Origin of the sequence: Aromatoleum aromaticum EbN1, from assembly GCF_000025965.1 — a bacterium.
GTDB classification, from domain to species: domain Bacteria; phylum Pseudomonadota; class Gammaproteobacteria; order Burkholderiales; family Rhodocyclaceae; genus Aromatoleum; species Aromatoleum aromaticum.
Genome location: NC_006513.1, coordinates 4,078,275 through 4,103,520, shown reverse-complemented (window position 1 = coordinate 4,103,520; position 25,246 = coordinate 4,078,275). Strand labels below are relative to the sequence as shown.

General features: G+C 68.4%; 18 protein-coding genes. 12 read left to right on the top strand and 6 right to left on the bottom strand.

The features are described from left to right. The first annotated feature begins 19 nt into the window (after positions 1 to 19). From treZ to glgA, 3 genes are read left to right on the top strand one after another with little or no spacing between them, the layout of a single operon-like run. Positions 20 to 1,846, top strand: a complete 1,827-nt coding sequence (gene treZ, locus EBN1_RS19525) for a malto-oligosyltrehalose trehalohydrolase (protein WP_041647679.1) — start codon at positions 20 to 22, stop codon at positions 1,844 to 1,846. 56 nt (positions 1,847 to 1,902) lie between these two features. Further along, a complete protein-coding gene (locus EBN1_RS19520; protein ID WP_011239713.1) occupies positions 1,903 to 7,278 on the top strand; it encodes a malto-oligosyltrehalose synthase in 5,376 nt (1,791 codons plus the stop codon). Beyond that, positions 7,275 to 8,759, top strand: coding sequence for a glycogen synthase GlgA (gene glgA, locus EBN1_RS19515; RefSeq protein WP_011239712.1), 1,485 nt, complete (start codon positions 7,275 to 7,277; stop codon positions 8,757 to 8,759). The genes EBN1_RS19520 and glgA overlap by 4 nt, the downstream gene beginning before the upstream one ends. Before the next feature lie 53 nt (positions 8,760 to 8,812). Here glgA and EBN1_RS19510 read toward each other — a convergent pair whose 3' ends face one another. The 6 genes from EBN1_RS19510 to EBN1_RS19485 form a co-directional block, all read right to left on the bottom strand. Beyond that, positions 8,813 to 9,766, bottom strand: coding sequence for a glycosyltransferase (locus EBN1_RS19510; protein ID WP_011239711.1), 954 nt, complete (start codon positions 9,764 to 9,766; stop codon positions 8,813 to 8,815). Between the two features lie 20 nt (positions 9,767 to 9,786). Further along, positions 9,787 to 10,938: a lipopolysaccharide heptosyltransferase II gene (gene waaF / locus EBN1_RS19505; RefSeq protein WP_011239710.1), complete on the bottom strand. Its 1,152-nt coding sequence runs from the start codon at positions 10,936 to 10,938 to the stop codon at positions 9,787 to 9,789. Next, complete coding sequence (locus EBN1_RS19500; protein ID WP_011239709.1) at positions 10,926 to 11,573, bottom strand: D-glycero-alpha-D-manno-heptose-1,7-bisphosphate 7-phosphatase; 648 nt, start codon at positions 11,571 to 11,573, stop codon at positions 10,926 to 10,928. Before EBN1_RS19500 ends, waaF begins: the two co-directional genes overlap by 13 nt. Then, complete coding sequence (locus tag EBN1_RS19495; RefSeq protein WP_011239708.1) at positions 11,564 to 12,301, bottom strand: SDR family oxidoreductase; 738 nt, start codon at positions 12,299 to 12,301, stop codon at positions 11,564 to 11,566. The genes EBN1_RS19500 and EBN1_RS19495 overlap by 10 nt, the downstream gene beginning before the upstream one ends. Beyond that, a complete protein-coding gene (locus EBN1_RS19490; RefSeq protein ID WP_011239707.1) occupies positions 12,298 to 13,557 on the bottom strand; it encodes a glycosyltransferase in 1,260 nt (419 codons plus the stop codon). The genes EBN1_RS19495 and EBN1_RS19490 overlap by 4 nt, the downstream gene beginning before the upstream one ends. A gap of 161 nt (positions 13,558 to 13,718) precedes the next feature. Continuing rightward, a complete protein-coding gene (locus tag EBN1_RS19485) occupies positions 13,719 to 14,246 on the bottom strand; it encodes a DUF421 domain-containing protein (protein WP_011239706.1) in 528 nt (175 codons plus the stop codon). Between the two features lie 196 nt (positions 14,247 to 14,442). Between EBN1_RS19485 and EBN1_RS19480 the strand changes: the two genes are divergently transcribed. From EBN1_RS19480 to EBN1_RS19440, 9 genes are all read left to right on the top strand, one after another. Continuing rightward, on the top strand, positions 14,443 to 15,870 hold the full coding sequence (locus EBN1_RS19480; protein ID WP_011239705.1) for a sigma-54-dependent transcriptional regulator: 1,428 nt from the start codon (positions 14,443 to 14,445) through the stop codon (positions 15,868 to 15,870). A 157-nt stretch (positions 15,871 to 16,027) separates the two neighbouring features. Then, positions 16,028 to 16,396, top strand: coding sequence for a hypothetical protein (locus EBN1_RS19475; RefSeq protein ID WP_041646612.1), 369 nt, complete (start codon positions 16,028 to 16,030; stop codon positions 16,394 to 16,396). A 93-nt stretch (positions 16,397 to 16,489) separates the two neighbouring features. Continuing rightward, a complete protein-coding gene (locus EBN1_RS19470; protein ID WP_011239703.1) occupies positions 16,490 to 16,789 on the top strand; it encodes a hypothetical protein in 300 nt (99 codons plus the stop codon). 22 nt (positions 16,790 to 16,811) lie between these two features. Further along, positions 16,812 to 17,204, top strand: a complete 393-nt coding sequence (locus EBN1_RS19465) for a phage holin family protein (protein ID WP_085938661.1) — start codon at positions 16,812 to 16,814, stop codon at positions 17,202 to 17,204. Beyond that, positions 17,201 to 17,605: a hypothetical protein gene (locus tag EBN1_RS19460; RefSeq protein ID WP_041646611.1), complete on the top strand. Its 405-nt coding sequence runs from the start codon at positions 17,201 to 17,203 to the stop codon at positions 17,603 to 17,605. Before EBN1_RS19465 ends, EBN1_RS19460 begins: the two co-directional genes overlap by 4 nt. Before the next feature lie 113 nt (positions 17,606 to 17,718). Further along, positions 17,719 to 20,709: a hybrid sensor histidine kinase/response regulator gene (locus EBN1_RS19455; protein WP_241762774.1), complete on the top strand. Its 2,991-nt coding sequence runs from the start codon at positions 17,719 to 17,721 to the stop codon at positions 20,707 to 20,709. Positions 20,710 to 20,908: 199 nt separating this feature from the next. Next, entirely contained in the window at positions 20,909 to 21,880 is a 972-nt protein-coding gene (locus EBN1_RS19450) for a BON domain-containing protein (protein ID WP_011239700.1), read from the top strand. A 75-nt stretch (positions 21,881 to 21,955) separates the two neighbouring features. After that, positions 21,956 to 22,405: a PRC-barrel domain-containing protein gene (locus tag EBN1_RS19445; protein WP_011239699.1), complete on the top strand. Its 450-nt coding sequence runs from the start codon at positions 21,956 to 21,958 to the stop codon at positions 22,403 to 22,405. Positions 22,406 to 22,515: 110 nt separating this feature from the next. After that, the gene (locus EBN1_RS19440) at positions 22,516 to 25,236 is read left to right on the top strand and encodes an ABC transporter transmembrane domain-containing protein (protein ID WP_011239698.1); all 2,721 of its coding nucleotides are present in this window, start codon (positions 22,516 to 22,518) and stop codon (positions 25,234 to 25,236) included. The last annotated feature ends 10 nt before the right edge of the window (positions 25,237 to 25,246 follow it).

The window sequence follows — 25,246 nt, the reverse complement described above, 5'->3', positions numbered from 1 at the left end:
ATCGCACCATATGCACCGCATGCCGTTCGGACCGGAGCGCATCGACGAACACGACGAGAGCGCCGGCTACCGCTTCCGCCTGTGGGCGCCGGCGACCAAACACGTCGAGCTGTGCCTCGTCACGCCGTCGGGAGCGAAGCATTACGTCCCGTGCGCGAAGTCCGAAGGGTGGCACAGCTGCCGGGTGGGAGAGGCGCGGGCGGGCGATCTCTACATGTTCCGGCTCGACGGCCAGCTCGAAGTGCCGGACCCGGCGTCGCGCTTCAACCCGCAGGATGTCCACGGCCCGAGCCTGCTCGTCGACCCGCGGCAGTTCGGCTGGGAGGACGGCGCCTGGCACGGGCGACCGTGGCACGAGGCGGTGATCTATGAACTGCACGTCGGCACGTTCACGCCGGAAGGACGCTACGACGCTGCCGAGCGCAGGCTCGCCGAACTGGCGCGGCTCGGCGTCACCGCGATCGAGCTGATGCCGCTCGCGGATTTCCCCGGCAGTCGCGGCTGGGGCTACGACGGCGTGCTGCCGTTCGCGCCCGACGCAGCGTATGGCAGCCCCGACGAACTGAAGCATTTCGTGCAGAGCGCGCACCGGCTCGGCCTGATGGTGCTGCTCGACGTCGTCTATAACCATTTCGGCCCGGACGGCAATTATCTGCAGGTCTATACGCCGCAGTTCTTCACCACGGAACATGCCACGCCGTGGGGCGGCGCGATCGCGTTCGACGGTGTCGCGAGCGCGACGGTGCGCGAATTCTTCATCCACAACGCGCTGTACTGGCTCGAGGAGTATCGCTTCGACGGCCTGCGGCTCGACGCGGTGCAGAGCATCTTCGACGCGTCGCCCAGCCACATCCTCGAGGAGCTGTCGATGTGGGTACGTGCGCGCGCGATCCACCGCCAGCTCCACCTGGTTCTCGAACACGTCGACAACGAGGCGTCGCGGCTCGGTGTGCCGCAGGCCACAGGCAGTTACGACGCGCAGTGGAACGACGACTTCCACCACGCCGCCCACGTGCTGCTGACTGGCGAGCGCGACGGCTATTACGCCGACTATGCGGACCATCCCGTGCGCCACCTCGTGCGCTGCCTCGCCGAAGGTTTCGCCTACCAGGGCGAATTGTCACCGTTCCACGGCAGGCCCCGCGGCGAGCCCAGCGCCGCGCTGCCGCCGACCGCGTTCGTCAATTTCCTGCAGAACCACGACCAGGTCGGCAACCGCGCGTTCGGCGAGCGGCTGGTGACGCTGGCGCCGCCCGAGCGGCTGCGCGCGGTCGTCGCGCTGCAGTTGCTCGCCCCTTCGCCGCCGCTGATGTTCATGGGCGAGGAGGCCGGGGTGACGACGCCTTTCCTGTACTTCTGCGACTACCAGGGCGAGCTGGCGACTGCGGTGCGGGAGGGACGCAAGCGTGAGTTCGCCGGTTTCGAGCGTTTTTCCACGGCCGGCGAGGGCAGGCACGAAATCCCCGATCCGTGCGCCGAGGAGACATTCGTTGCGAGCAAGCTCGACTGGAGCGCGCGCGAAAGCGAAGCGGGGCAGCAATGGCTAAGCTTTTATCGGGAGCTGCTCGGTTTGCGCCACCAGTTTGTCGTACCGCGCGTGCCGCAGATCGTCGCCGGCGCCTGCACGACGACGATGCACGGCGACGAGGCGTTCGAAATCCGCTGGCCATGCGCCGACGGCGCCGCGCTCGTATTGCGCGCCAATCTTTCCGACACGCCGGTGACGTTCGATCGCCTCGAAGTCGCCCCGTTCGCGTCGCTCGGGCCGGACGCGGACGAACTGCGGCAGTTCGCGCCATGCTCGGTGCGGGCATATGTCGTGCCGTCGGGCCGCGCCGGCACATAGCTGAAAAGAGGCGCAGCAAGCGAGGCGTAGCAACCGGGCTGCAACAAGGGGGGAAGATGGACGGCGAAACGGCGAGCGAGAGAGGGATCGAGAAGGGGGAGGCCGGGGACTCCGGCAGGGGGCACGACGGGGGCGGCGAGGCGCGCACGGGACTCGACGCGCTGTGCGTGTATCTCGGCGTCGCGCTCGAGTACGAGGACGCCTGGGGCCGGCGCACGGTCGTGCCCGAGGCGAAGAAGCGCGACATCGTCGCCGCGCTCGGCTATCCGGTCGCCGACCAGGCGGAGGCGGAAGCCTGTCTCGCGGACCTGCGCGCCGCCGCGCGCCGGCGCATCCTGCCGCCACTGCTGGTCGTGCAGGGCGGCACGCCACCGCTGCGGCTGGCGGCGAACCTGCCGGTGGAGTTCATCGGCCGCACGCTGCCGTGGCGCATCGTGCTCGAGGACGGCGGCGAGCGTTCCGGTGTCGTCGTGCCGCGCCCCGCCTCGGCCGACACCCCCTTGCCCGATTCCGCTTCGCCCGATTCCGCCTCGCCCGATGCTCCCCTGCCGGAAGCCGACGGGAGTGGCGACGACAGTCGTCGCCCGGCGCTGCTGGAACTGCCTATCGACGTGCCTCCGGGCCACCACCGGCTGCGGCTCTTCGAGCCTGCGCAGCCGCCGCGCGAACTGGCCACCGCGGCGCTCGCGATCTGCCCCGCCACGTGTTTCCAGCTGCCTCGCCCGGCGCCCCAGTGCCTCGGCGACCGGTTGTGGGGACCAGCCGTGCAGGTGTATGCGCTGCGCTCGTCGCGCAACTGGGGGATCGGCGATTTCGGCGACCTGCTGCGCCTCGTCGACCTCGCCGCCGATGCCGGCGCGCACGTTGTCGGCGTCAATCCGCTGCATGCGCTGTTCCCGCACGACCCGGTGCGCGCGAGCCCGTACAGCCCGTCGAGCCGCGAATGGCTCAACGTGCTGTACGTCGAGATCGAGACGACGCGCGACTACGGCGAATGCGCCGCGGCGCGCGGGCGCGTCGAGGAGCCTGTGTTCCAGCATCGCCTCGACGCGCTGCGGGCGACTGAATTCGTCGACTACGGCGGCGTCGCCGAGGCGAAGTTCGAAGTGCTCGAGATGCTGTACCGCCATTTCCGCACCGTGCATCTCGAGCGCAACACGCAGCGTGCCGGGCTGTTCCGCGACTTCCAGCGCGAGGGCGGGCGCAGCCTGCGCGCGCACGCGCTGTTCGACGCGCTGCAGGAACGGTTCTTCCGCATCGATCCCGCAGTCTGGGGCTGGACAGTGTGGCCCGAGGCGTACCGCGACATCGACGCTCCGGCAGTCGAAGCGTTCGCCCTCGCCAACGAGGAGCGCGTCGAGTTCTTCGAGTACCTGCAGTGGCAGGCCGAAGCGCAGCTGCGCCGCGTCGCCGCGCGGGCGCAGGCGCGCGGCATGGCGATCGGCCTGTACCGCGACCTGGCGGTGGGCGTGAACGAAGGCGGCTCGGAAAGCTGGGCGCGGCCGAAGCTGCACGCGCTCGGCATCCATGCCGGCGCGCCGCCCGACGAACTTAACCCGGCAGGGCAGGACTGGGGTTTTCCCCCAGTCATCCCGCAGCGCCTCGCGGCCGAGTGCTTCGAACCTTTCCTCGCGGTGCTGCGCGCGAACATGCGCCACGCCGGCGCGCTGCGCATCGATCACGTGATGAGCCTGATGCGCCTGTTCTGGCTGCCGGGCGACGGGCAGCGCCAGGTCGGCGCCTACGTCGCCTACCCGATGGAGGAGCTGCTCGGGCTGCTGTGCCTCGAGAGCCGCAGCCATCGCTGCGTCGTCATCGGCGAGGACCTCGGCATCGTGCCGCAGGAAGTCCGCGACGCGATGGCGCGCCACGCGATCCTTTCGTACCGCCCGCTGTATTTCGAGCAGGACTGGGACGCGGGCGGCTTCCGGGCGCCGCGGGACTGGCCGGCGCAGGCAGTCGCGGCGGTGTCGACGCACGACCTGCCGACGCTGCGCAGCTACTGGAGCGGCTTCGACCTGCAGCTGCGCGACAGGCTAGGCATGTACCGCGAGCCGGGGATGCGCGATCGCCAGTTCGAACGCCGCGAAGCCGACCGCTGCGCGCTGCTCGCTGCACTGGCCGCCGAAAAGGGCTCCGGAGATGAGCCAAATGAGGTGCTCGGCACCGATCCGGCGCGCGTCGCAGACGACGATCCGCACCTCGCGGTCGCGGTGCATCGTTTCATCGCACGTACGCCGGCGGCAATCGCCGTGGTGCAGTTCGAGGACGTCCTGGGACAGCTCGAAGGCGTCAATTTGCCGGGGACGAGCGAGTCCGAATACCCGAACTGGCGCCGCAAGCTCGGCGCCGCTCTCGCCGACATCGAAGTCGATCCGCGGTGGCGCGCGGTCAGTGCCGCAGTGGACGCGGAACGGCCGTGCCCGCTGCGCGAGTTGAGCGGGGGCCCGCCCGACTTCCACCCGGAAACTGCGGCGATCCCGCGTGCGACGTACCGGCTGCAGTTCCACGCCGACTTCGGCTTCGCTGCGGCCGAAGCGGTGCTGCCGTACCTCGCCGAGCTCGGCATCAGCCACGTCTACGCCGCCCCGTTCCTGAAGGCGCGCCCCGGCAGCCGGCACGGCTACGACATCATCGACCACCAGGCGGTGAATCCCGAGATCGGCAGCGAAGCCGACTTCGACCGTTATTGTGCCCGTCTGGCCGAGCTCGGACTCGGGCAGGTTCTCGACGTCGTGCCGAATCACGTCGGCGTGCTCGGCGCCGACAACGAGTGGTGGCTGGACGTGCTCGAGAACGGCGAGGCGTCCGAATGCGCGGATCACTTCGACATCGACTGGCACCCGCCTTTCCCCGAGCTGCGCGGCAAAGTGCTGCTGCCGGTGCTCGGCGACCAGTACGGGCTGGTGCTCGAAGCCGGTGAGCTTACGCTCGGTTTCAGCGCCGAGCGCGGCGAATTCAGCGTGCATTACTTCGAGCACCGCTTCCCCGTCGATCCGTGCGACTACCCGTCTATTCTCACTCCGGCAGCGTCGGCGCGCGGCGCGCAGAGCGTCGTTGACGCCGAGCAGGTCGAACTCGAGACGCTGCTCGCGGCGCTGCGCCACCTGCCGCCGCGCGACGTCGCCGACCCGGCGCTGCAGACCGAGCGCCGCCACAACAAGAACCTCTTCAAGCAGCACCTCGCGGCGCTCCACGAGCGGCTCCCGGCGGTGCGGGCGCGTATCGGGGAACGGCTTGCGGCGTTCAACGGGCGCGTCGGCGAACCGGCGAGCTTCGATGCGCTCGACGCGCTGCTCGCGCGCCAGGCATACCGGCTCGCGTCGTGGCGCGTCGCCGCCGACGATATCAACTACCGCCGCTTCTTCGACATCAACGACTTGGCGGCGCTGCGCATGGAAGTGGACAGCGTGTTCGAGGCGACGCACGCGCAGATCTTCCGCTGGCTCGCACAAGGGCGCGTGTCGGGCCTGCGTATCGACCACCCGGACGGGCTCGCCGAGCCGGTCGCGTATTTCGAACGCCTGCAGGCCCGCCACGCGGCCATCTGCCGCGAGCTGGCGCTCGCCGGCGGGACGCCGTCCGCGGGCCCGGAGCCTGCGCTGTACCTCGTCGTCGAGAAAATCCTCGCCGAGTTCGAGCCGCTGCCGGCCGACTGGCCGGTGCACGGCGATACCGGCTACCGCTTCGCGAACCTGTGCAACGGGCTGTTCGTCGATTCAGCTCAGGAATCGCGCTTTTCGCGGATCTACCGCGCCTTCACCGGCGAAGCGCGCAATTTCAGCGAAGTGCTGCACGAAGCGAAGCTGCTGATCATGACGCATTCGCTGCCGGGCGAAGTCAGCGGGCTGGCCGGGCTGCTCCACGATATCGCCCAGCACGACCGGCGCACGCGCGATTTCACGCGCAGCCGGCTGCGCGGCGCGCTGAAGGAGATCGTCGCCGGCTTCCCGGTCTATCGCACCTACATCGGGCCGCGCGGAGTCTCCGACACCGACCGCCGCTACATCGAGCGCGCCATCGCGACCGCTGCCGCGCGCACGCGTGCCGGCGACGCGACCGTGCTGCGCTTCGTGCGCGACGTGCTGGTTTCGGCGCCGAGCGAAACCGCCGCCGAACTGCGCCTGCTCAAGCTGCGCTTCGTGCGGCGCTTCCAGCAGTTCACCGCGCCGGTGATGGCCAAGTCGATGGAAGATACCGCGTTCTACCGCTACAACCGGCTGGTGTCGCTCAACGACGTCGGCGGCGACCCGCACACGTTCGGCATCGCGGTGCAGGATTTCCACGCCGCCAACGAGCGTGTCGCGGCGAGCCACCCGTTCGGCCTGGTCGGCAGCTCGACCCACGACAGCAAGCGCTCGGAGGACGTGCGTGCGCGCATCGACGTGCTGTCCGAGATGCCGGGCGCGTGGCGGCTCGCGCTGCGGCGCTGGCGCAAGCTCAACGAGCGCCACAAGCGTCGGGTCAATGACGCGCTCGCGCCGTCGTGCAACGATGAGTACCTGCTGTACCAGACGCTGCTCGGCGTGTGGCCGGCGACGCCGCCCGAGAGCCGCGGCCTGGCCGAGCTCGCGCGTCGCGTCGATGCGTACATGCTGAAAGCCGCGCGCGAGGCGAAACGGCACACCAGCTGGATGAACCCCGAGCCCGGCTACGAGGCGGCGCTTTCGGGCTTCGTGCGGCGCCTCTTTGCCGGCGGGCTCGACAACCCGTTCGTCGCCGACTTCCTGCCGTTTCACGCACGGGTGTCGTGCTTCGGTTGCTACAACAGCCTCGCGATGGCGCTGCTCAAGCTCACCGCCCCCGGCGTGCCGGATATCTACCAGGGCTGCGAGACCTGGAACTACCGGCTCGTGGACCCCGATAACCGCTTCCCGGTCGATTTCGCTGCCGCGCGCGACCTCCTGCACGGCCTGAAGCAGGAGTGCCCGGACGGCGCGGACGAGGCCAGGCGGCGCAGCGCGCTCGCCACGATGCTCGACGCGATGTCCGAGGGTCGCGACGACGGCCGCATCAAGCTTTATGTGCTGTGGCGAGCGCTCGCGGTGCGGCGCGAGTTCGAGCAGACGATGCGTTTCGGCCGCTACGTTGCGCTGGAGACGGACGGGCCGGCGGCGCTGCACGTCGTCGCGTTCGCGCGCGTGCTCGGTGACGACATCGTCGTCGTCGTCGCCTCGCGCCTGCTGTTTACGCTGTGCCGCGGCGATGCCGCGCTGCTGCGCGACCCGACGATCTGGCAGGACACGTTCGTCGAGCTGCCGGCGTTCTCGGAAGGCCGGCAATGGCGCGACGCGCTGTGCGGGCAGGGTGTGCGGCCGCAGTGCGCCGGCAACCGCTGCCATCTCGATGTCGCGCGCCTCTTCGGTGCGCTGCCGCTGGCCCTGCTCGTGCCCCAACGCATGCGTGCCGCCGGCGCCCGGGAGGCGGAATGAATGCCACCAGGAAAGCCGCCCGACTCCGCGTGCTGTTCGCGACGCCCGAGTGCGCGCCATGGGCCAAGACGGGCGGGCTCGGCGACGTCAGCGCGAGCCTGCCGGCTGCGCTGGCGGCGCTCGGACTCGACGTGTGCGTGCTGCTGCCGGGTTATCCGTCGGTGCGTCAGGCGGCGCGAAATGCGCGCAAGGTCGCGGACATCCGCTCCGCGCACGGCCTGCCGTCCGCCCGCCTGCTGCGCGGTCGGCTGCCGAGCGGCGTGCCGGCGCTGGTGCTCGACTGTCCGTCGCTGTACCGGCGCGAAGGCGGTCCGTACCAGGACGGTGAGGGCGTCGACTACACTGACAACGCGCTGCGTTTCGGCCTGCTGTCGCACGTCGCCGCGCGGCTGGCGAGCGCCGCGAGCCCGCTGGTGTGGCGCGCGGACATCCTGCACTGCAACGACTGGCCCACGGCGCTCGCACCGGCGTACCTGAAGCTCGGCCTGCCCGGGGCGGCGCCCAGCCTCATCGTCGTCCATAACCTCGCGTTCCAGGGGATCTTCCCGCTCGACGTCGCCGAACGGCTCGGACTGCCGCCCGAGAGCCTGAAGTCCGAAGGCGTCGAGTACTGGGGCAAGCTGTCGTTCCTGAAGGCCGGCCTCTACTATGCGGACCGCATCGTCGCCGTCAGCCCGACGTACGCGCGCGAGATCCGCACCGAAGCGCACGGCTGCGGCATGCAGGGGCTGCTCGAGACGCGCGCGAACCGCCTCGCCGGCATCCTCAACGGCATCGACATGGATGCCTGGAACCCGCGCACCGATCCGCACCTCGACACGAACTACGACGCGGACACGCTCGAAGACAAGGCGCCGAACAAGCGCGCGCTGCAGGCCGAGTTGGGCCTGGCGGCCGACGACGATGCGCTGCTGCTCGGCATGGTCACCCGCCTGACCGACCAGAAAGGCATCGACCTGGTGCTCGATGCGCTGCCGGAATTGCTGGCGCGGCCGGTGCAGCTCGCGCTGCTCGGAGGAGGCGATGCGCGCTTCGAGCAGGCGTGGCGCCAACGCGCGGCCGCGAGGCCGGACCGTATCGCTGCGGTGATCGGCTTCGACGAGCGGCTCGCGCACCGCATCGAGGCCGGCGCCGATGCGTTCGTGATGCCGTCGCGCTTCGAGCCGTGCGGGCTGAACCAGATGTACAGCCAGCGCTACGGCACGCCGCCGATCGTGCGCGCGACGGGAGGGCTGGTCGACTCGGTCGGCGACTTCAGCGTCGATGGCCTGCATCGCGGTGAAGCGTCGGGGTTCCTGTTCGCCGAAGCGACACCGGCGGCGCTCGTCGAAGCGGTCGACCGCGCGCTGAAAGTGTTTGCCGACCGTGTGGCGTGGCGCACGCTGTGCTGCAACGGCATGGCGCGGGACTTCAGCTGGGGGGGCAGCGCCGGCCGATACGCGCGGCTTTACGTGGCGATGCGAGCAGCGGCGGCAGCCTGAGGCGTGCTGCCCACGCCGCTTCGCGCGGCGGCCGGACGCGCTCGCGCGCCCGTCTATGCCGTGATTTCGGCAAGGACATGCAGCCAGTCATCGACGAAGCGCTCGATGTTGAAGCGCTCGAGCGCGATGCGACGTGCGCCGGCGCCCAGCCGCGCGGCTTCGTCGGGCGCCTCGATCAGGTGCCGCATCGCCTCGACGAGACGCTGCGGATCGGTGTCGATGAAACCGGATTCGCCGTTGCGGATCACGGTCACGAGTTCGGTCGTCGCGAGCCCGACGACCGGCAGGCCGATCATCATCGCTTCGATCGCGGCCAGCCCGAGGCTCGTCCAGCGCACCGGATGGAAGTAGAAGCGGTAGTGCGACAGGAATTGCGGCAGCTCCGGGTTCGGGATCTCGCCGAGCCCGCCGCTGCATTCGGACGCCATGCCGACGAGGTCGAGCGGCACCTGTGCTCGCGCCATCGCGAAGACGTCCGCGCCGAGGCGCCGGCCGCGGCGCGCGATATGGTTCACCACCGCGATGCCGCGCGGCAGCCCGCCTTCGTAGCGCACGTGCGGCGGCACGATCACGCCGTGGTCGATGACGCGCGTCGGCGTGCGGCCGTTGTCCCACATCAGTGCATTGAACGGCGTGACATGCACCAGCAGCGTCGCCGGGTCGTCCACCGGGTGGCGCGTGTTCGTCGGATGCACCTGCGGCGTGTCGTGTTCGAGGTAGATGCGCGGCAGGCGCCGCTGCGACGCGGACAGCACGCGGTACTGGTCGTCGTCGTAGTGGCTGCGCGACTGGAACAGGATGCAGTCGAATTCGGTCGTCGCAACCTGTTCGAGCGGCAGTTCGACGACGTTGTCGCCCCACGGCAGCGCGCCGGCGCGCCCCGCGTAGCCGGGCGAGCGCGCCGCATCGACGGGGATGTAGAAGGTGTGCGGGACCTGGCTCAGGTAGTAGAGGTAGTTGCCATGCACATGCCACGTGAAGATGCGCAGCGGGGCGGACGATCGCATGAGGTTTTTTCCGCGTGCAGTCAGAAGAGGTCGTGCTTGCCGGCGCTGATCGCCGGCAGCGGGACGGAAGACTGTTCGGCGCCCAGTTCGAGCAGCTCGCGCGCGGCTTCGGCAACGCGCTGCGGGTCGAGCAGGCGCAGGCAGTTGTGGTGCCCCTGCGGGCACACGCTGCGGTAGCAGAAACGGCACGGCACGTCCTCGTAGAGCACGCGGTGCGCGACTTTCCACGGCGCGTGCTGCGGGTTCGTCAGCGCGTAGATGTCGACGACCGGCGTGCCGACCGCGGCGGCCAGATGCACCGGGCCGGTGTTGTTCGCGATCAGCACTGCGGCCGAATCGATGACCGCGGCGAGCTCGCCGAGGCTGAGCCGGCCGGCGAGCGACGGCAGGCAATTCCCGGCGAGCGAACGGATCGTGTCGACCAGCGCGCGCTCGGATTCGTCTCCCGTGAAGAGGACCCGGAACACCTGGCCGCCGGCCGCGAAACCGAGCACGCGCTTCACGACTGCGGCGAAATGCTCTTCCGGATAACGGCGCGACGGCGCCGACGCGCCGGGGTGGATGACGACATACGGTCGCTCGGGGTCGATGCCCTCGCCGCGCAGCAGCGCGCGTGCATGCGCCTTGTCCTCGTCGCGCAGCCGGAAAGACAGGCGGCGATCATCGCAGCTCGCCCCGACCGCGGCGACCAGGTCGAGCTGGCGGCGCACTTCGTGGCGCAACAGCTCCTGCGGCTCCGGGTCCTCGATCCAGTCGGTCAGGAGCTGATACGGGTTCTCGCGGCAGTGCGCGAGCCGCAGCGGAATGCCGGCGAGCCAGCACAGCATCGCCGCCGGCAGCGCGCTCTGGCTATAGACGGTGAAGATCACGGCGGCGTCGAAGCGTCGCTCGCGCAGCAGCTGCGCGGTTTCGATCAGGCGATCCGGCGGGCTGTCGACGCCCGGCATCCACGGCGCGCCGGACGCGACGATGGCGGCGTCGACTTCCGGCACGAACGGGACTGCGGCCGCCCCCGAGGCCGACGTGAGCAGCGTGATGTGCCGGCCCGGCACGGATTCGCGCAAGGCCCGCAGCGCCGGAGTGGTCATCAGCACGTCGCCGAGGTTGTCGAGCCGCACGGCGAGGATGCGTCCCGCCTCTTTCCAGCGCGCGGCACGCGTCAGCGCGTCCATTCCGGCTCGTCCGTCTGCCACACCGTGAATCCGCTCTCGGATTCCGCCGTGATATCGTCGGGCACTTCGGCCGGCACCCATTCGAGGATGCCGTCGACCGCTTCGGCGAGGCTCGATGCCACGAGGTGGGGCTCGCGCATCGGCCCGCGGCGCCATTCCGTTTCCGATCCGACCGCGAGCAGCACGGTGCGACAGCCAGCCCGCCGCCCGGCTTCGACGTCGTCGAGGATGTCGCCGATCAGCCACGAGCGCTGCAGGTCGAGGCGGTGGTCCTGCGCGGCCTGCAGCAGCAGTCCGGGTTCGGGCTTGCGGCATTCGCACTGGCCGGTGAAGCGGGCGTCGGTGCCTTGCGGATGGTGGGGGCAGTGGTAGATCGCGTCGAACACCACGCCGTACGGCGACAGCAGCGCGGCGATTGCGGCCCACACCGCTTCGAGCGCGTCGGGTTCGAACAGACCGAGCGCCACCCCCGGCTGGTTCGTCACCAGGATGAGGTGATAGCCATGGCGCTGCAGCCGGGCGAGCGCTTCGCCCGCACCGTCGCGCAGGCGCACTTTGGTCGGGTCGACGTTGTACGGCACGTCGTGGATGAGCGTGCCGTCCTTGTCGATGAAAACCGCAGCATTCAGGGCCACGATGTCTCCCCCATCGGCAGCACCGTGATCTCCGGCACGACGCTGTCCGGCGGCATCTGCAGCACCTGCACGACTGCCGCGGCGACGGTGCGGGGATCTTGCAGCGTGGCAAGATCGATGTCCGGAAAGCGGTCGAGCAGGAAAGGCGTGCGCATCCCGCCGGCAATGACCGCAGTGACCTTGATGCCGAGCGGGCGCAGCTCGGCGTGCAGCGCGTGCGAGAAGCCGAGCAGGCCCCATTTGCTGGCGTGATACACCGAGGCGTTCGGCCACGCGCGCTTGGCCGCGGTCGAGGTGATGTTGATGATGTGGCCGCTGCCGAGCGGGCGCATCTGCTCGAGCACGCGCTTGCAGAACAGGAACGGGCCGCGCAGGTTCGTCGCCATCACGTGGTCCCACTGCGCCACTTCGAGCTCGGCGAGCGGCAGCGTGTAGTCGACGCCGGCGTTGTTGATGAGGATGTCGATCGCGCCGAAGCGCTCGCGTCCGGCGTCGAGGCAGTCCGCTACCTGCTGCTCGTCGCCGACGTCCACGGCGTGATGCATCGTCTGGTAACCCTTGGCCGTCAGCGCCAGTGCGGCCTGCTCGGCGAGATCGGCCCGCACGTCGGCGATGATGACGCGTGCGCCGCCCGCGCACAGCGCCTCGCACAACGCCTTGCCGAGCCCGCGTCCGCCCCCGGTGACGAGAGCGGTCCGGCCATCGAGGGAAGTGGTCTGGAGAGTCATAAGCCGATCGTCCTTTCGATGAGTTGGAACGCGGGAGCGGGTTGCACTGCGAGGTAGACGGTCTCGAGCGCGCTCGTCACGCGCTGCCACGTGAAGCCGCTGCGCACGCGCCGCATGCCGGCGCGGCCGAACATCCGCCCGAGCGACGGTTCGCGATGCAGGCGGGCGAGACGCGCGGCGAGCGCCTGCGGGTCGTTCGGCGGTACGAGGAATCCCGTCACTCCATCGACCACGGTGTGCTTGATGCCGCCGACTTTCGCGCCGATCACCGGGCAGCCGCAGGCCATCGCTTCGAGCGGCGTGATGCCGAAGGGCTCGTACCACGGCGTCGTGACGAACACATCGGCGCCGCAGTAGAAGTCGCGAAGCGCCGCGCGGGAGCGCCGCCCGGTGAAGATCACGCGTTCGGCAACGTCCTCGGCCTCGGCGATGTCCGCGAGACGGCCGATCTCGGGGGTCAGCGCGGGATCGGGTTCGTCCGACTCGCCGCCGACGACCAGCAGCGTCGCCTCGACCCCGTGCTGCCACCGCAGTTCGGCGATGCCGCGGATGACGTTGTCGATGCCTTTGCGGGGCACCAGACGGCCCAGCTGCAGGACCACGAACCGGTCCTCACCGATCCCGAACTCCTTGCGCAGCGCACGCCTTCCCGGCCCCAGTTCAGTGGTGTCGACGCCGCACGGCACGACCGCGATGCGCTCGGGGTGCGCGTCGTAGAGGTCGATGAGATCGCAGCGATCCTGCGGGCATTCGGCGACGATGCGATCGGCCGAAGCGACCAGCAGCTCCTCGATGTCCGTCCGCGACGCCGGGAACCCGTCCGCGCTGCCCTGATGCAGGCGGCGCACTTTTCCGAGCGCGTGGAAGGTAATGACGAACGGCGTGCCGTATTCCTCGCGCATCCTCAGCGCAGCGATGCCGGACATGAAAAAATTTGCATGGACGACGTCGTACGGTCTCCTCCCCGCGCAGCAGGCGATCACGCTTTCGCTGAATTCGTCCATGTGCGGCAGCAGGGCCTCCTTCGCGATGAAGCGCGGCGGCCCGGCGGGGACCGGGATCACCCGCACGTTCTGGCCGAAGCGCGCGACCGGCGGCAGGTCCGGACTGTCGCGGCGCGTGAAGACATCGACGCTGTGCCCGGCACGTCCCAGTTCGCGAGCGACGTAGGCGACGTACACATTCTGGCCGCCGCTGTCGACGCTTCCGAGGGTCGCGAGGGGGGAGGCGTGTTCGCTGATGAGTGCAATTTTCATGTTGTCGCCGCCTATGCTGTCGTACGGGGTGTTGCCGGTGTTGCACCCGCATCGGCAAGCTCTGTGCCCGGACGGAATAGGGACGGGCCATCGACGAGCGGACGAATGCGGCGGTCCGGCACGGCGGGGCGATGTAAGTTCGCGTGGAGTGCGGGAAGGAGTTACAGCGGGCGTGGATCCGACGGCGCCTTGTCAGGTTCGCCGCCGTCCTGCCGCAGCACGGTGATCGTGCCATTGCTTTCCATGAACGCGGAGCGCACTTCCGCCAGGTCCTCGATGCCGTGTTCGCGCAGCTTCGAGCGCAGCTCCGCTTCGCTCATGAACTCGCGCCGCAGGTTGCGGTGCAGGATCTGCCCTTCTCGCACCAGCCGCAGCGTCGGCGGCTGCAGCAGGCGGCGCAGGCGCTCGGAGCGGAACGCGAGGTAATCTAAGATGACGTTCCAGGCGATGAGCGTCGCCACCAGTATCAGCCCCTCGGTGATCGAGCGGTATTCGCCCGCCATCGCGTTCTGCGCCGCGTCGGCGATGAGCACCAGCAGCAGCACGTCCGCGACGCCGACGGCGCCGATGTCGCGCTGCAGGATCGTGCGGAACATCGCGAAGATCGCCCAATACATGATCGTGCCGCGAATGATGATCTCGAGCGGTGAAATCGTCAGCGCAAACATTTCGTTCCAGTCGATCGCCATGATGGTCTCCCGCGCACCGGCGACGCCCATCCCGCAGCCGTCGCCTTTTCACGAACCACTGCAATCGGCTTTCCCGGCCCCAGGCGGCACAACGCACGACAGCTCACGGGCAATTGACTGAAAAAATTACAACTTCCCACAATGGGCCGAGGTGGGGAGGACTAGTATCAAGCTAGCGTCGTGCCACGGAGGAGAAATGTCCAACGTACTGCTGGTCGATGACGACCCGGAATCCCTGGGCTGGCTCACCGAGTTCATCAAGGGCGAAGGCTACAGCGTGGCCACCGCCGATTCGTTGCGGGCTGCACGCATCCATCTCACCCGCTCGACTCCCGATGTCGTGCTCACCGACCTGATGCTTCCCGACGGGCTGGGAATCGAACTCGTCGGCGAGCTCGAATCGCGCGATACCACGGAAGTCGTCCTCATCACCGGGCACGCGAGCGTCGAGACTGCGATCGACGCGCTGCGCTCCGGCGCCACCGACTACCTCGTCAAGCCGGTCGACATCGAGCGTCTGCGCGGCATCCTGCAGCGGATCCCGAAAGCGGAGCATTTCCGCCAGGAAATCGGCGAGCTGCGCAACGAACTGCGCAAGCTCGGGCGGGTCGGCCACATTCTCGGCAGCTCCCCGCCGATGCACCGCCTGTACGACCAGCTATCGCGGGTCGCGCCGACTTCGGCCTCGGTGCTGCTGATCGGCGAGAGCGGCACCGGCAAGGAAGTGGTCGCGCAGAGCATCCACGACCTGAGCCGGCGCAAGCGCCACCCGTTCCTGCCGCTCAACTGTGGCGCCGTGTCGCCGCAGCTCGTCGAGAGCGAGCTGTTCGGACACGAGAAAGGCAGCTTCACCGGGGCCGATCGCCAGCACCACGGCTTTTTCGAACGGGCCAACCGCGGCACGCTGTTCCTCGACGAAGTCACCGAGATGCGCCCGGAGCTGCAGGTCAAGCTGCTGCGCGTGCTCGAGACCGGCACGTTCATGCGGGTCGGCACGAATGAACATATCTCGACCGATGTACGGCTGATCGCCGCGACGAACCGCTCGCCCGAAAAAGCGGTCGCCGAGGGCCGTATGCGCGAAGACCTCTACCACCGCCTCAATGTGTTCCCGATCTACCTGCCGCCGTTGCGCGAACGCGGCACCGACATCGAACTGCTCGCGGAACATTTCCTTGCCGAGCTCAACGAGCAGGAGCAGACGAACAAGCGATTCTCGCCCGCGGCGATCGCCGCGCTGTACGCGCACAGCTGGCCGGGCAACGTGCGCGAGCTGAAGAACTACGTCCATCGCGCCTTCATCCTCGCCGACGACGTCATCGAACCGGACCACGCGCCGGAGAATTCCCTGCAGAAATCGAACAGCTCGGTGATCACGATCCGCGTCGGCACGCCGCTCGACGAAGTCAACCGGCGGGTCATGGAAGCCACGCTGATGGAATGCGGCAACGTCAAGCGCAAGGCGGCCGAGATGCTCGGCATCAGCCTCAAGACGCTGTACAACCGCCTCGCCGTCTATAACGCCGGCAAGGAGGATCTCTATGACGAAGAGGATGCCGAGGAGTTCGCGGGCGGGGCGAGTGAGGACGAGGGCCGTTCCTCCTCGACCAACGGGCTCCGGTGAGGCGGCAGCAGCGAAACACGCTGCTTCGATGTAAGTCTTACAGGCTGGCGTAAGTCTTACTGGACATTCGCATTGCATTTCCTGCAGCAGGGCGCGTTTCCCCCTGCATGAAATGTGCTTGCAGGGAAGAACACGCTAACTCCCCGGAGGTGTGCCAATGAGCAAGGAAAGCAGACGCGACCCGACGAGGCCTCCCCCAGCCGATCCGTCGAACCCCCGTTACCCGGTTCCCGACGCCGAAGACACGAACGTCGCGCGTCCTCCCGTCGCCGACGAAATGCCATTGCCCCACGAAAGGGACGAGTCGCCCGACCGCCCCGAGCCGGAGGGGAAGCTCCCGCGCAAGGTGATCGAACAGGCGGCGCGCGATATCCGCCGCGGTCTGCGCGACACCACCGGACGCGGTATTCCGTCGGACGTCCCCGGTCCAGGCGTGCCGCCCGAACGCTCGCCCGGTGCAGACGTGCCGCGCGAGACGTCGGAGGCAACGAACCGGGATCCGCGCGAGGACGAGCGTCGGCGTTGAATGTCATCGGGCACGCCGTTTGCTACCCGGCGAGTACGCCAGCGGCTTTGCCTTGGCAACGGCTTCGGCAGATCAGTCAAAGGAGAATTCAAAATGGAAAATACGACACCGGGCATGCAAGGCGTGGGTTCACAGGGCACAGTTGGCGCGGGCGCCGAGAAGGGGGCGCAGAAGATCGAGCAATTCACGAGCACCGCTCATGACACGGTAGATCGTCTTGCGGGTGCGGCAGCTTCCACGCTGCGGCAGGCCGGAGAAAAAGGGCAGGAGTGGATGGTGACGCAGGACCATATGCTGGAAGGTGCGCGCGAATGCGTCAGGCGCCATCCGGTCGCCTCGGTGATGATCGCGGTCGGAGTGGGGATGTTGTTCAGTCGCTTCACGTCGCACTGATCGTCCGCGAGCGGGAGAGTCGATGATGGCGGCGGAAACGTACGAGACAGGCCCTGCGGACCCTTCGCTGCCAGGCCTGTTGCGGCGGGTCAAAAGTCTGGTCAAAGCGTACGTATCGCTGGTCGTCGTCGACGCCCGCCATGCGGTGCATCAGGTCATCGCAGTGTTGTGCGTCGCGATCGTGGCCGCGGTGCTGGTCGTCACGGCGTGGCTCGCATTCGTCGTCGCCGTCGCCGGCTGGCTGCTCCAGGACGGCATTTCGTGGCCCGGAGTGCTGGCGTGCGCGGGACTGCTCAACATCGTCGCAGCGGCGCTCGCGGGCACGTGGCTGTGGCATCAGCTCAAGCGCAATCCGCCGCTTGCCGCAACGTTGCGGCAAGTCGAAGGCGAGCCGCTGCGCGGAGACAGACAATGAACACACGTGGAAAGTCGCTCGCGGAGGCTGAAGCACGGGTCGCGCTCGAGCGCCGATTGCTGCATGCGCAGTTCGCCGCGTGGCGCGGGCATGTGCGCACTGAAGTCGCCTCCCCGCGCGGCCTGGGTGCAGCGTTGATGACGGGGTTTGTCGTCGGCAACTTGATACGGCGACGTCCTCGCCGACAGGAGGCGGGAGCGCCGGTGCGCAAGGGCTTTCTCGCAGTGGCAACGGGCCTGGCGCTGTCGGCGTTGCGCTGGCGCTACGGCAGCCCGTGGGCCGCGGTCCCGCATCTGATGGGGTGGGTGCAGCAACGCGGTACAGGCAGGACCGCTTCGTCAGGCGCAGCCGCCGACCCGCGGCAATCCTGGCAGTGGTCGCGCTTCCCGGCGAAACGGTAATTATCTGCAAAAAAGAACACTGCCAGCAGATCACGGTCTTAACATGAGTGAGCCGGATGGCCATCTCATGGCCGTCTTTGCGCGAGGGTGACGCAAGACCGGAGACCATGCCGATGACGATTCGAATGGGCGATAGCGTCTTCCTTCCCGCTGCCGCGGAACGGGTCCCGAGCGTCTGGGGGATGCGGCTCCGGCAAATCTCCGCGTATGCCAGTCCCGCCGTCGTGGTGCTGGCGCTGATCGGCGCAGTGGGGTGGTTTGTCGGGATGCCCGCTCTGGGAACGCTGGGAGCGGAGTTCGTGCCGTTCTTGCCGACCAGCATCGTCAAGCTCCTGTTCATTGCCTTCGCGTTGCGCGAGCTCGATCGCGCGCCGGCCGCGCGCGCACGTTTCACCGTCGCCTTCGCGGCCGTTGCCGTCGCGCTGATGTCGATGATGGCGCTGACGATCGGACCGGATCCGGTCGGCATGGTCCTGTCGCCCCTGCTGCCGCCGGCCGAATCCGAATCCATTTATTCCCCTTCCGGGCCGGCTGTCGGGACAGCCACCACCTACCTCCTCCTTTCCGCAGCGCTGGCGCTCGCGCCCCTGAGCGACTCCCGCCTGGTCGCGATCTCGCGGCTGCTCGCGGTGGCCGTCGGCGGCGTCGCGCTGGTGGCGGTAGTCGGGCTGACTTTCCATTTCGTCCGCCTGAACCTCGCGATCCCTTCGGTCGGCATCGCGCTGCCGGTGGCGCTGGCGCTGCTGATCACGAGCTTCAGCCTGCTGTTGAGGAATCCGCCGCCGCGGTTCATACAGTTGCTCGAGCACGATTCGCCCGGCGCGGTGATTTTCCGCCGCCTGCTGCCGGTCGCCATCGCCGTGCCGCTCTTGGCCGGTTGGCTGCAGGCACTGGGTCAGCGCTTCGGATGGTTCGGCGTGATCGAGGGCGAAGGGGTCGTGGCAGTTGCGATGATCGTCGCGTGCACGGTCCTGATCCTGTGGACTGCTGCCCGGCTCGACGAGATGAACACCGACCGTTCGATTGCCGAGATCCGCGCCAACACGCAGCAGCAGTGGCTGGAGGTCACGCTTGCCACCATCGAGGACGCGGTCATCACCGTCAATAACGAGATGCGTGTCGGGTTCCTCAACCCTGCAGCGGAGACGTTGCTCGATGTCAAGGTCGGCGACGCGATCGGCCGCGATCTGCAGGAGCTGGTCGTGCTCGTCGACGAAGCGACCGACCAGCCGATGGGATCACCGTTCGCGAGGGCATTTTCCGAGCTGGGCCAGGTGACGATCAGCGGGGAACCGGGACTGCGCATGCGCGATGGCAGCGTGCGCGCGGTGGAGGCGACCGCGACGCCGATCCGCGACTGGAAAGGCGGAATCAACGGCGGTGTGCTGGTGCTCCGCGACGCGCGCGCCCATCGCGCGCGGGAACATGCGGACCGGCAGGCCTACGCCGCTCTCGACCGGCGCGTCGGCGACCGCACGCGGGCGTTGGAACGAACCATGTCGGTGCTGCGCGAGAGCACGACGCTGCTGCGCACGATCGCTGCAAGCACCCCGGAGCTGATCGTCGCGAAAAGTCGCGAAGGCCGCATCATGATGGTCAATCCAGCCGCGCTGCAGGCGATGGGGTTGAGTCGCGCGCAGGTCGTCGGGCACAAGGAAGAGAGTCTTTTCGGCAGCTCCGAGGAAATGCGGCGCATCCTCGAAAACGACCGCCGCGTCATCGAGACGCGCCGGCCGATCGTCGTCGAGGAATCGCGCACGACACGCGCCGGCACGCGCACTTTCCTCGTGACGAAGTCGCCGCTGCGCGACTCCCAGGGGCACGTGTTCGGGCTCGTCGGCGTGTCCAAGGACATCACCGAGCGCAAGCGTGCGCAGCGCGAACTCGAACAGCTGCTCGTCGCCGAACACCGTCTGCGCGGTGAGGCCGAACGCGCCAACCGCGCGAAGGACGAGTTCCTCGCGATCGTTTCGCACGAGCTGCGTTCGCCGCTGAACGCGCTCAAAGGCTGGAGCCAGGTGCTGACCGCGTCGGGCAATCCCGAACCGGCGACGGTGCTGCGCGCGGCGGAGGCGATCAAGCGCAACATCGACCATCAGGCGCGGTTGATTGACGACCTTCTCGACACGTCGCGGATCATCAGCGGCAAGCTCGAGCTGAACAGCCGCCGCGTGAATCTCGTCGAAATCGTCCACGCGGCGATCGACCTTTCGTGGGATACGGCGAAGGCGAAACGGATCGAGCTGCGCGTCGATACCGCTTGCCCCTCGCTGATGATCAATGGCGACCACGACCGGCTGCAGCAGATCGTCATCAACTTGCTCGCGAACGCGCTGAAGTTCACGCCCGAAGGCGGCTGGGTCGAGCTGCGCCTGGCCCAGGGCGAGACGTCGGTGATCCTGTCGGTCGCGGATTCCGGGGTCGGCATCGAGGCCGGCTTTCTGCCGCACGTGTTCGACCGCTTCAGCCAGGCCGACACGTCGATGACGCGTCGTCACCAGGGCCTCGGGATCGGGCTTGCGCTGGTGCGCAATCTGGTCGAACTCCACGGCGGCGCAGTGCGCGTCGAGAGCGCCGGGCCGGGCTGCGGGTCGGTATTCACGGTGGAACTGCCCCGCCCGGTGCAGGACGCCCTGCCGGGCGAATCGCCCGAGGCGCGGGAAGGCCGTCCGCCGCGCATTGCGCTCGAAGGTGTCGACGTGCTGGTTGTCGATGACGAGGCGGACGCGCGCGAAGTGATGACGTTGATCCTGTCGCAGGCCGGTGCGCACGTGCGCACCTTCAGTTCCGGCACCGAGCTCCTCGCGGAGCTCGCCCGGCCGGATGCCGTCAGCCTGCCGGCAATCCTGCTGCTCGACATAGCGATGCCGGGCGACAGCGGCTTCAGCGTGCTGCAGCGCGTGCGCGAGCTGGCTTCGCTGCCGTTCATCCCGGCAGTCGCAGTGACCGCCCTGAGTCGCCTCGACCGCACGCGCTTCGAACTCGCCGGCTTCCAGGAATGCGTCGGCAAACCGGTCGAGGCGCGGATCCTGATCGAGACCATCGCCGCGACACTCGACGTCGCGGACCTCGACGCGCAACGCCGCCAGGCATCGGCGGCGTGACACTGGCCGCGCCGGTTCGCGCCGCTAATTGCACCCTCCTGTAATCGTTGCACGCCTTGCGCTGCCGTAACGGCCATCGGGCCGTTCGGCGGGGCGCCCACCGTGGGCACGACGTTTGCCACTCTCCGCGGAAGATGGAGCAGGGTCGCCGGCGCAAGGCGGCGCTCCGGCCCCTCACCGATCGCGCAGGAGGAGCACGATGATGAAACGACATCGTTCGCAACCAACACGGCAGCACGACGAAGAGGTCCGCCGCGGACAAGGTGGCCCCGGCATGCCGGGGCCGGGTTATGGCAAACCCCCCGCTGTGTACGGACAGGGCGAGGGCAGCGGATCGCGCCAGCCGCAACAGCTGCAGGACAGCCAGCGCGGTTTCGACGACGGGGGTTCGGCAGGAGGCTATGGCTCGGTGCGGGAAGGCTCGTTCGGCGGACGCACGAGCCAGGAATACGGACGGTCCGGCCAGGACCCTAACCTCCAGGACTGGCGCAGGGGCAACCCGGGCGGGAGTCTCGAAGGGGGTGGGTACGGCGGCAACCGGCCGTATCACGGGGTTTCCGGCGACGCGGACTACGGCCCGGTGGACCCCACTCCGGGGCGCTTCCAGCAGGGCGGCCTGCGCGGCGGCTTCGGCGCGGGCGACTACGGGTCGTCGCAAGGCCAGTGGATTCAGGACCAGGAATTGCCGTACGTCGGCAGCCCGTCCTGCAGCCGCACCCCGCAATACCGCGGCATGCCGCTGTGGAGCGGCGCCGGGCGCGGCCGGCAGGGGCCGAAAGGCTATTCGCGTTCCGACGAGCGTCTTCGCGAAGTCGTCTGCGAGCGCCTCATGCAGGACCGGTCGCTCGACGTCACCGAGGTCTCGGTGAATGTTTCGGACGGCTGCGTCACGCTCGAAGGGACCGTTCCGGAGCGCTACATGAAGCACGTGATCGAAGACGTCGCGGACAGTTGCTGGGGCGTGAAGGACATCGAAAACCACCTGCGCATCCGCGCTCCGGAGCCTCCGGCGGGAGCGGAGTCGTTCGCCCGTTTCGAGGCATCGTCGAATCGGGCCGCGCAGGAAACCGGAGCTTCGTCCGGGCGATCGGTATCCGGGCAACCGGAGCCGGGCGATTCGGGCGGACGAGGAAGCTCCTCCGGCGAGTCGAAAGGACAAAGCAGGGAGTGAGCAGGGCCGGCCGGACGTCGCGCGCGGTGTCCGGCCGTCTTCATCGTGGAACTTTCATCCAAAAGGAGCAATGACATGGCAAGCATCAATCCTCCCGGCACCACCACCACTACCACTCAACACGCCGACATCGTCGGTTCGGGAAACGAAGACCGCAGCGGACCCGGCCCCCAGGTCATGGCGGCGAGCACGCTGGAAGGCGATGACGTCGTCAATCGTGCCGGCGAAGACCTGGGCAATATCAAGGAGGTCATGATCGACGTGCAGAGCGGCCGGGTCGCGTACGCAGTGCTGTCGACGGGTGGTTTCCTCGGTCTCGGGCGCAAGCTCTTTGCGATCCCGTGGGGCGCCTTGACGCTCGATACGGACCGCAAGTGCTTCATCCTCGACGTGGACGCCGAACGGCTGAAGAACGCTCCGGGATTCGACAAGGACCACTGGCCGAGCATGGCCGACACCACCTGGGCGAGTGAAATACACGCCTATTACGGCCAGCAGAACTACTGGCAGCCTCCGAGCCACTGATCCGCTGCATGAGAGGCCAGGGCCGGCGGCGGATTTCGCCCCGGCCCTGTTTTTTTGCCGAACGATCGGCCTCCCGCAGCGCGGGCGCCGAGCACAGGACCGTCGCCCCGATGAGAGCTTCCTCGCCGCCCTCGACGCGCGGCTTCGTCCTGCGCCTGCTGTCGGCAGCGGTGCTTCGCTATCCGCAGCGCACTGCCGCTGCGCTCGGCCTGGTCGTCCTCGCGAAGCTCGCCGTGGTCGCGGTGCCACTGGCGCTGAAAGCGATCATCGACAACCTCGGCGCCGCACCGGTCGCCGTCCTGCCGGTTTTCCTGCTGCTCGGCTACGCGCTGCTGCGCTTTCTCGGCACGTTCTTCAGCGAAGTGCGCGACGTGGTGTTCGTGCTCGTCACGCAGAAAACGGTGTCGGGATTCCTCCTCGACGTATTCCAGCACCTGCACCGCCTCAGCTCGCGTTTCCATGCCAGGCGCCGCATGGGCGGCGTCACGCGCGACGTCGAGCGCGGCACGGCGGGCATCGGGTTTTTGCTCGGCGTCGGGCTGTTCACGATCCTGCCGACGATGATCGAGATCATCGCGGTGATCGTGATCATGACGCTCAATTACAGCGACTGGTTCACCGGCGTCATCCTCGCGACCTTTCTTGTGTATACGAGCTTCACGGTGCTGTTCACCGAGCGCCGGGCGATCTACCAGCGTGCGCTCAACGAGCTCGATTCGAGCGCCAACGGCCGGCTCGTCGACAGCCTGCTGAACCAAGAGACAGTCAAGTACTACACCAACGAGCATTACGAGCAGCGACGCTTCGGCACCATCCTCGACGACTGGGTCGACGTCGGCGTCAAGAACCAGAAGGCGTTGTCGATGCTGCACATCGGCCAGAGCGCGATCATCGCGGTGGGTGTCGCCGTCGTGATGCTGTTGGCGGCGCAGAACGTCGTGCAGGGCACGATGTCGATCGGCGACCTGGTGCTGGTCAATGCCTACGTGATCCAGATCTGCCTGCCGCTGAACTCGCTCGGTTTCGTCTTTCGCCAGACGCGTGATGCGGCGGTCAACGCCGAGAAGATGCTGCGCCTGCTCGAACAGAAGCCCGAGATCGGCGAAGCGGCGCAGGCCGCGGACCTCGCGGTTTCGCGCGGTGAGGTGCGCTTCGAGCACGTCGACTTCGGCTACGAGCCGAACCGGCAGATCCTGTGGGACGTGAGCTTCACGATCTCTCCCGGCGGCACAGTGGCGGTCGTCGGCGGCAGCGGGTCGGGCAAATCGACGCTGGCGCGGCTGCTGTTCCGCTTCTACGAGGTCGGCGGCGGACGCATCCTGATCGACGGTGTGGACATCCGCGAAGTCTCGCTGCGCAGCCTGCGCGCGGCGCTCGGCATCGTGCCGCAGGACACGATCCTGTTCAACGACACCGTCGCATACAACATCGCCTACGGGCGTCCCGGCGTCTCGCTCGCCGAAGTGATCGACGCGGCGAAGGCCGCCCACGTGCACGATTTCATCTCGGCGTTGCCGAACCAGTACGACGCCGAAGTCGGCGAACGCGGAGTGATGCTGTCGGGGGGCGAAAAGCAGCGCATCGCGATTGCGCGTGCGATCCTCAAGAATCCGCCGATCCTGGTGTTCGACGAAGCGACGTCGGCGCTCGACACGCGCTCCGAACGGGCGATCCAGGACGAGCTCGACCGGCTGGCGAAGACGCGCACGACGCTGATCATCGCGCACCGCCTGTCGACGGTCGTCGACGCGGACGAGATCCTCGTGCTCGAACATGGCCGCGTCGTCGAGCGCGGCTCGCACGACCACCTGCTGCGCCAGGGCGGGATCTACGCGCAGCTGTGGCAGCTGCAGCGCCAGCAGCAGGAAGTCGAGCGCGCCGAACGCGGTCTCGCGACGCAGCAGATCAACCTCGTCGCGCTGCTCGCGGGCGTCGTCGACGGCCTGCGCGCCGCGATCGATGCGCGCGGCATCGGCTTCTACAGCACGATCACCGCCGATCCGGTGCGCATCACCGGCGATCCGGGGCTGCTGCAGCAGGTGATGTGGGCGCTGGCCGAGAACGCGATCGCCTCCACGCCGCCGGGCGGTCGCGCCGAGTGGCGCATCGAGCGCGTCGGCGAGCGCCTGCGTGTGAGCTTCATCCACGCCGGGAAGACGGCCGACGCGGAGCCTCCACCTGCCGCCGGGGTCCCGCAGCTCGACCTGACGAGGATCCGTGCGATCGTCGAGCAGCACCACGGCACGATCGAGCTGCGGCGCGACCCGGACGGGGACGTGCGGGCGGTCGTCGAGTTTCCGCTGCGGGGGACGACAGCGATCGGGGCCGCCGCAGCGCAAGGCGGCGCAGAGCCTGTCGCGGGCACTCCGGCGCTCGCGGCGCCGTCGATTTCAGGAATCAACGTGCTGGTCGTCGATGACAACGCCGAAATACGTGCGCAGCTCGAGGCGCTGCTGAACCGGCACGGCGCGTTGTCGCGTTCCAGCCCGTCTGGCGCCGCGGCGCTCCAAGGGCTGTTCGCGCTGCCGCGTTCCCGCTGGCCGGACATCCTGGTCTGCGACGTCGCGCTCGGCGACGAGGAGGACGGCTACGAGGTGATCCGGCAGCTGCGCCGCTTCGAGGTCGAGCACGGGTTCGGCCTCGCCGAGCGTCTGCCCGCGGTCGCGCTGAGCGCCTATCGCGGTGATCACCGCATGCGCGCGATGCTAGCCGGGTTCCAGGTGTGCATCGCGAAGCCGGTCGATGCCGACGAGCTCGTCGCCGTGATCGCGAACCTTGCCGGACGGCGTACCGATGTGCCTGCGCCACCGGCCCTCGAGCCGCCGCCATGACCTCCACCTG

What these genes read in the sequence shown, in the direction of transcription:
- treZ (WP_041647679.1), top strand. Translation starts at nt 20, where the DNA reads ATGCCGTTCGGACCGGAGCGCATCGACGAACACGACGAGAGCGCCGGC.
- EBN1_RS19520 (WP_011239713.1), top strand. Translation starts at nt 1,903, where the DNA reads ATGGACGGCGAAACGGCGAGCGAGAGAGGGATCGAGAAGGGGGAGGCC.
- glgA (WP_011239712.1), top strand. Translation starts at nt 7,275, where the DNA reads ATGAATGCCACCAGGAAAGCCGCCCGACTCCGCGTGCTGTTCGCGACG.
- EBN1_RS19510 (WP_011239711.1), bottom strand. Translation starts at nt 9,766, where the DNA reads ATGCGATCGTCCGCCCCGCTGCGCATCTTCACGTGGCATGTGCATGGC.
- waaF (WP_011239710.1), bottom strand. Translation starts at nt 10,938, where the DNA reads ATGGACGCGCTGACGCGTGCCGCGCGCTGGAAAGAGGCGGGACGCATC.
- EBN1_RS19495 (WP_011239708.1), bottom strand. Translation starts at nt 12,301, where the DNA reads ATGACTCTCCAGACCACTTCCCTCGATGGCCGGACCGCTCTCGTCACC.
- EBN1_RS19490 (WP_011239707.1), bottom strand. Translation starts at nt 13,557, where the DNA reads ATGAAAATTGCACTCATCAGCGAACACGCCTCCCCCCTCGCGACCCTC.
- EBN1_RS19485 (WP_011239706.1), bottom strand. Translation starts at nt 14,246, where the DNA reads ATGGCGATCGACTGGAACGAAATGTTTGCGCTGACGATTTCACCGCTC.
- EBN1_RS19480 (WP_011239705.1), top strand. Translation starts at nt 14,443, where the DNA reads ATGTCCAACGTACTGCTGGTCGATGACGACCCGGAATCCCTGGGCTGG.
- EBN1_RS19475 (WP_041646612.1), top strand. Translation starts at nt 16,028, where the DNA reads ATGAGCAAGGAAAGCAGACGCGACCCGACGAGGCCTCCCCCAGCCGAT.
- EBN1_RS19470 (WP_011239703.1), top strand. Translation starts at nt 16,490, where the DNA reads ATGGAAAATACGACACCGGGCATGCAAGGCGTGGGTTCACAGGGCACA.
- EBN1_RS19465 (WP_085938661.1), top strand. Translation starts at nt 16,812, where the DNA reads ATGATGGCGGCGGAAACGTACGAGACAGGCCCTGCGGACCCTTCGCTG.
- EBN1_RS19460 (WP_041646611.1), top strand. Translation starts at nt 17,201, where the DNA reads ATGAACACACGTGGAAAGTCGCTCGCGGAGGCTGAAGCACGGGTCGCG.
- EBN1_RS19455 (WP_241762774.1), top strand. Translation starts at nt 17,719, where the DNA reads ATGACGATTCGAATGGGCGATAGCGTCTTCCTTCCCGCTGCCGCGGAA.
- EBN1_RS19450 (WP_011239700.1), top strand. Translation starts at nt 20,909, where the DNA reads ATGATGAAACGACATCGTTCGCAACCAACACGGCAGCACGACGAAGAG.
- EBN1_RS19445 (WP_011239699.1), top strand. Translation starts at nt 21,956, where the DNA reads ATGGCAAGCATCAATCCTCCCGGCACCACCACCACTACCACTCAACAC.
- EBN1_RS19440 (WP_011239698.1), top strand. Translation starts at nt 22,516, where the DNA reads ATGAGAGCTTCCTCGCCGCCCTCGACGCGCGGCTTCGTCCTGCGCCTG.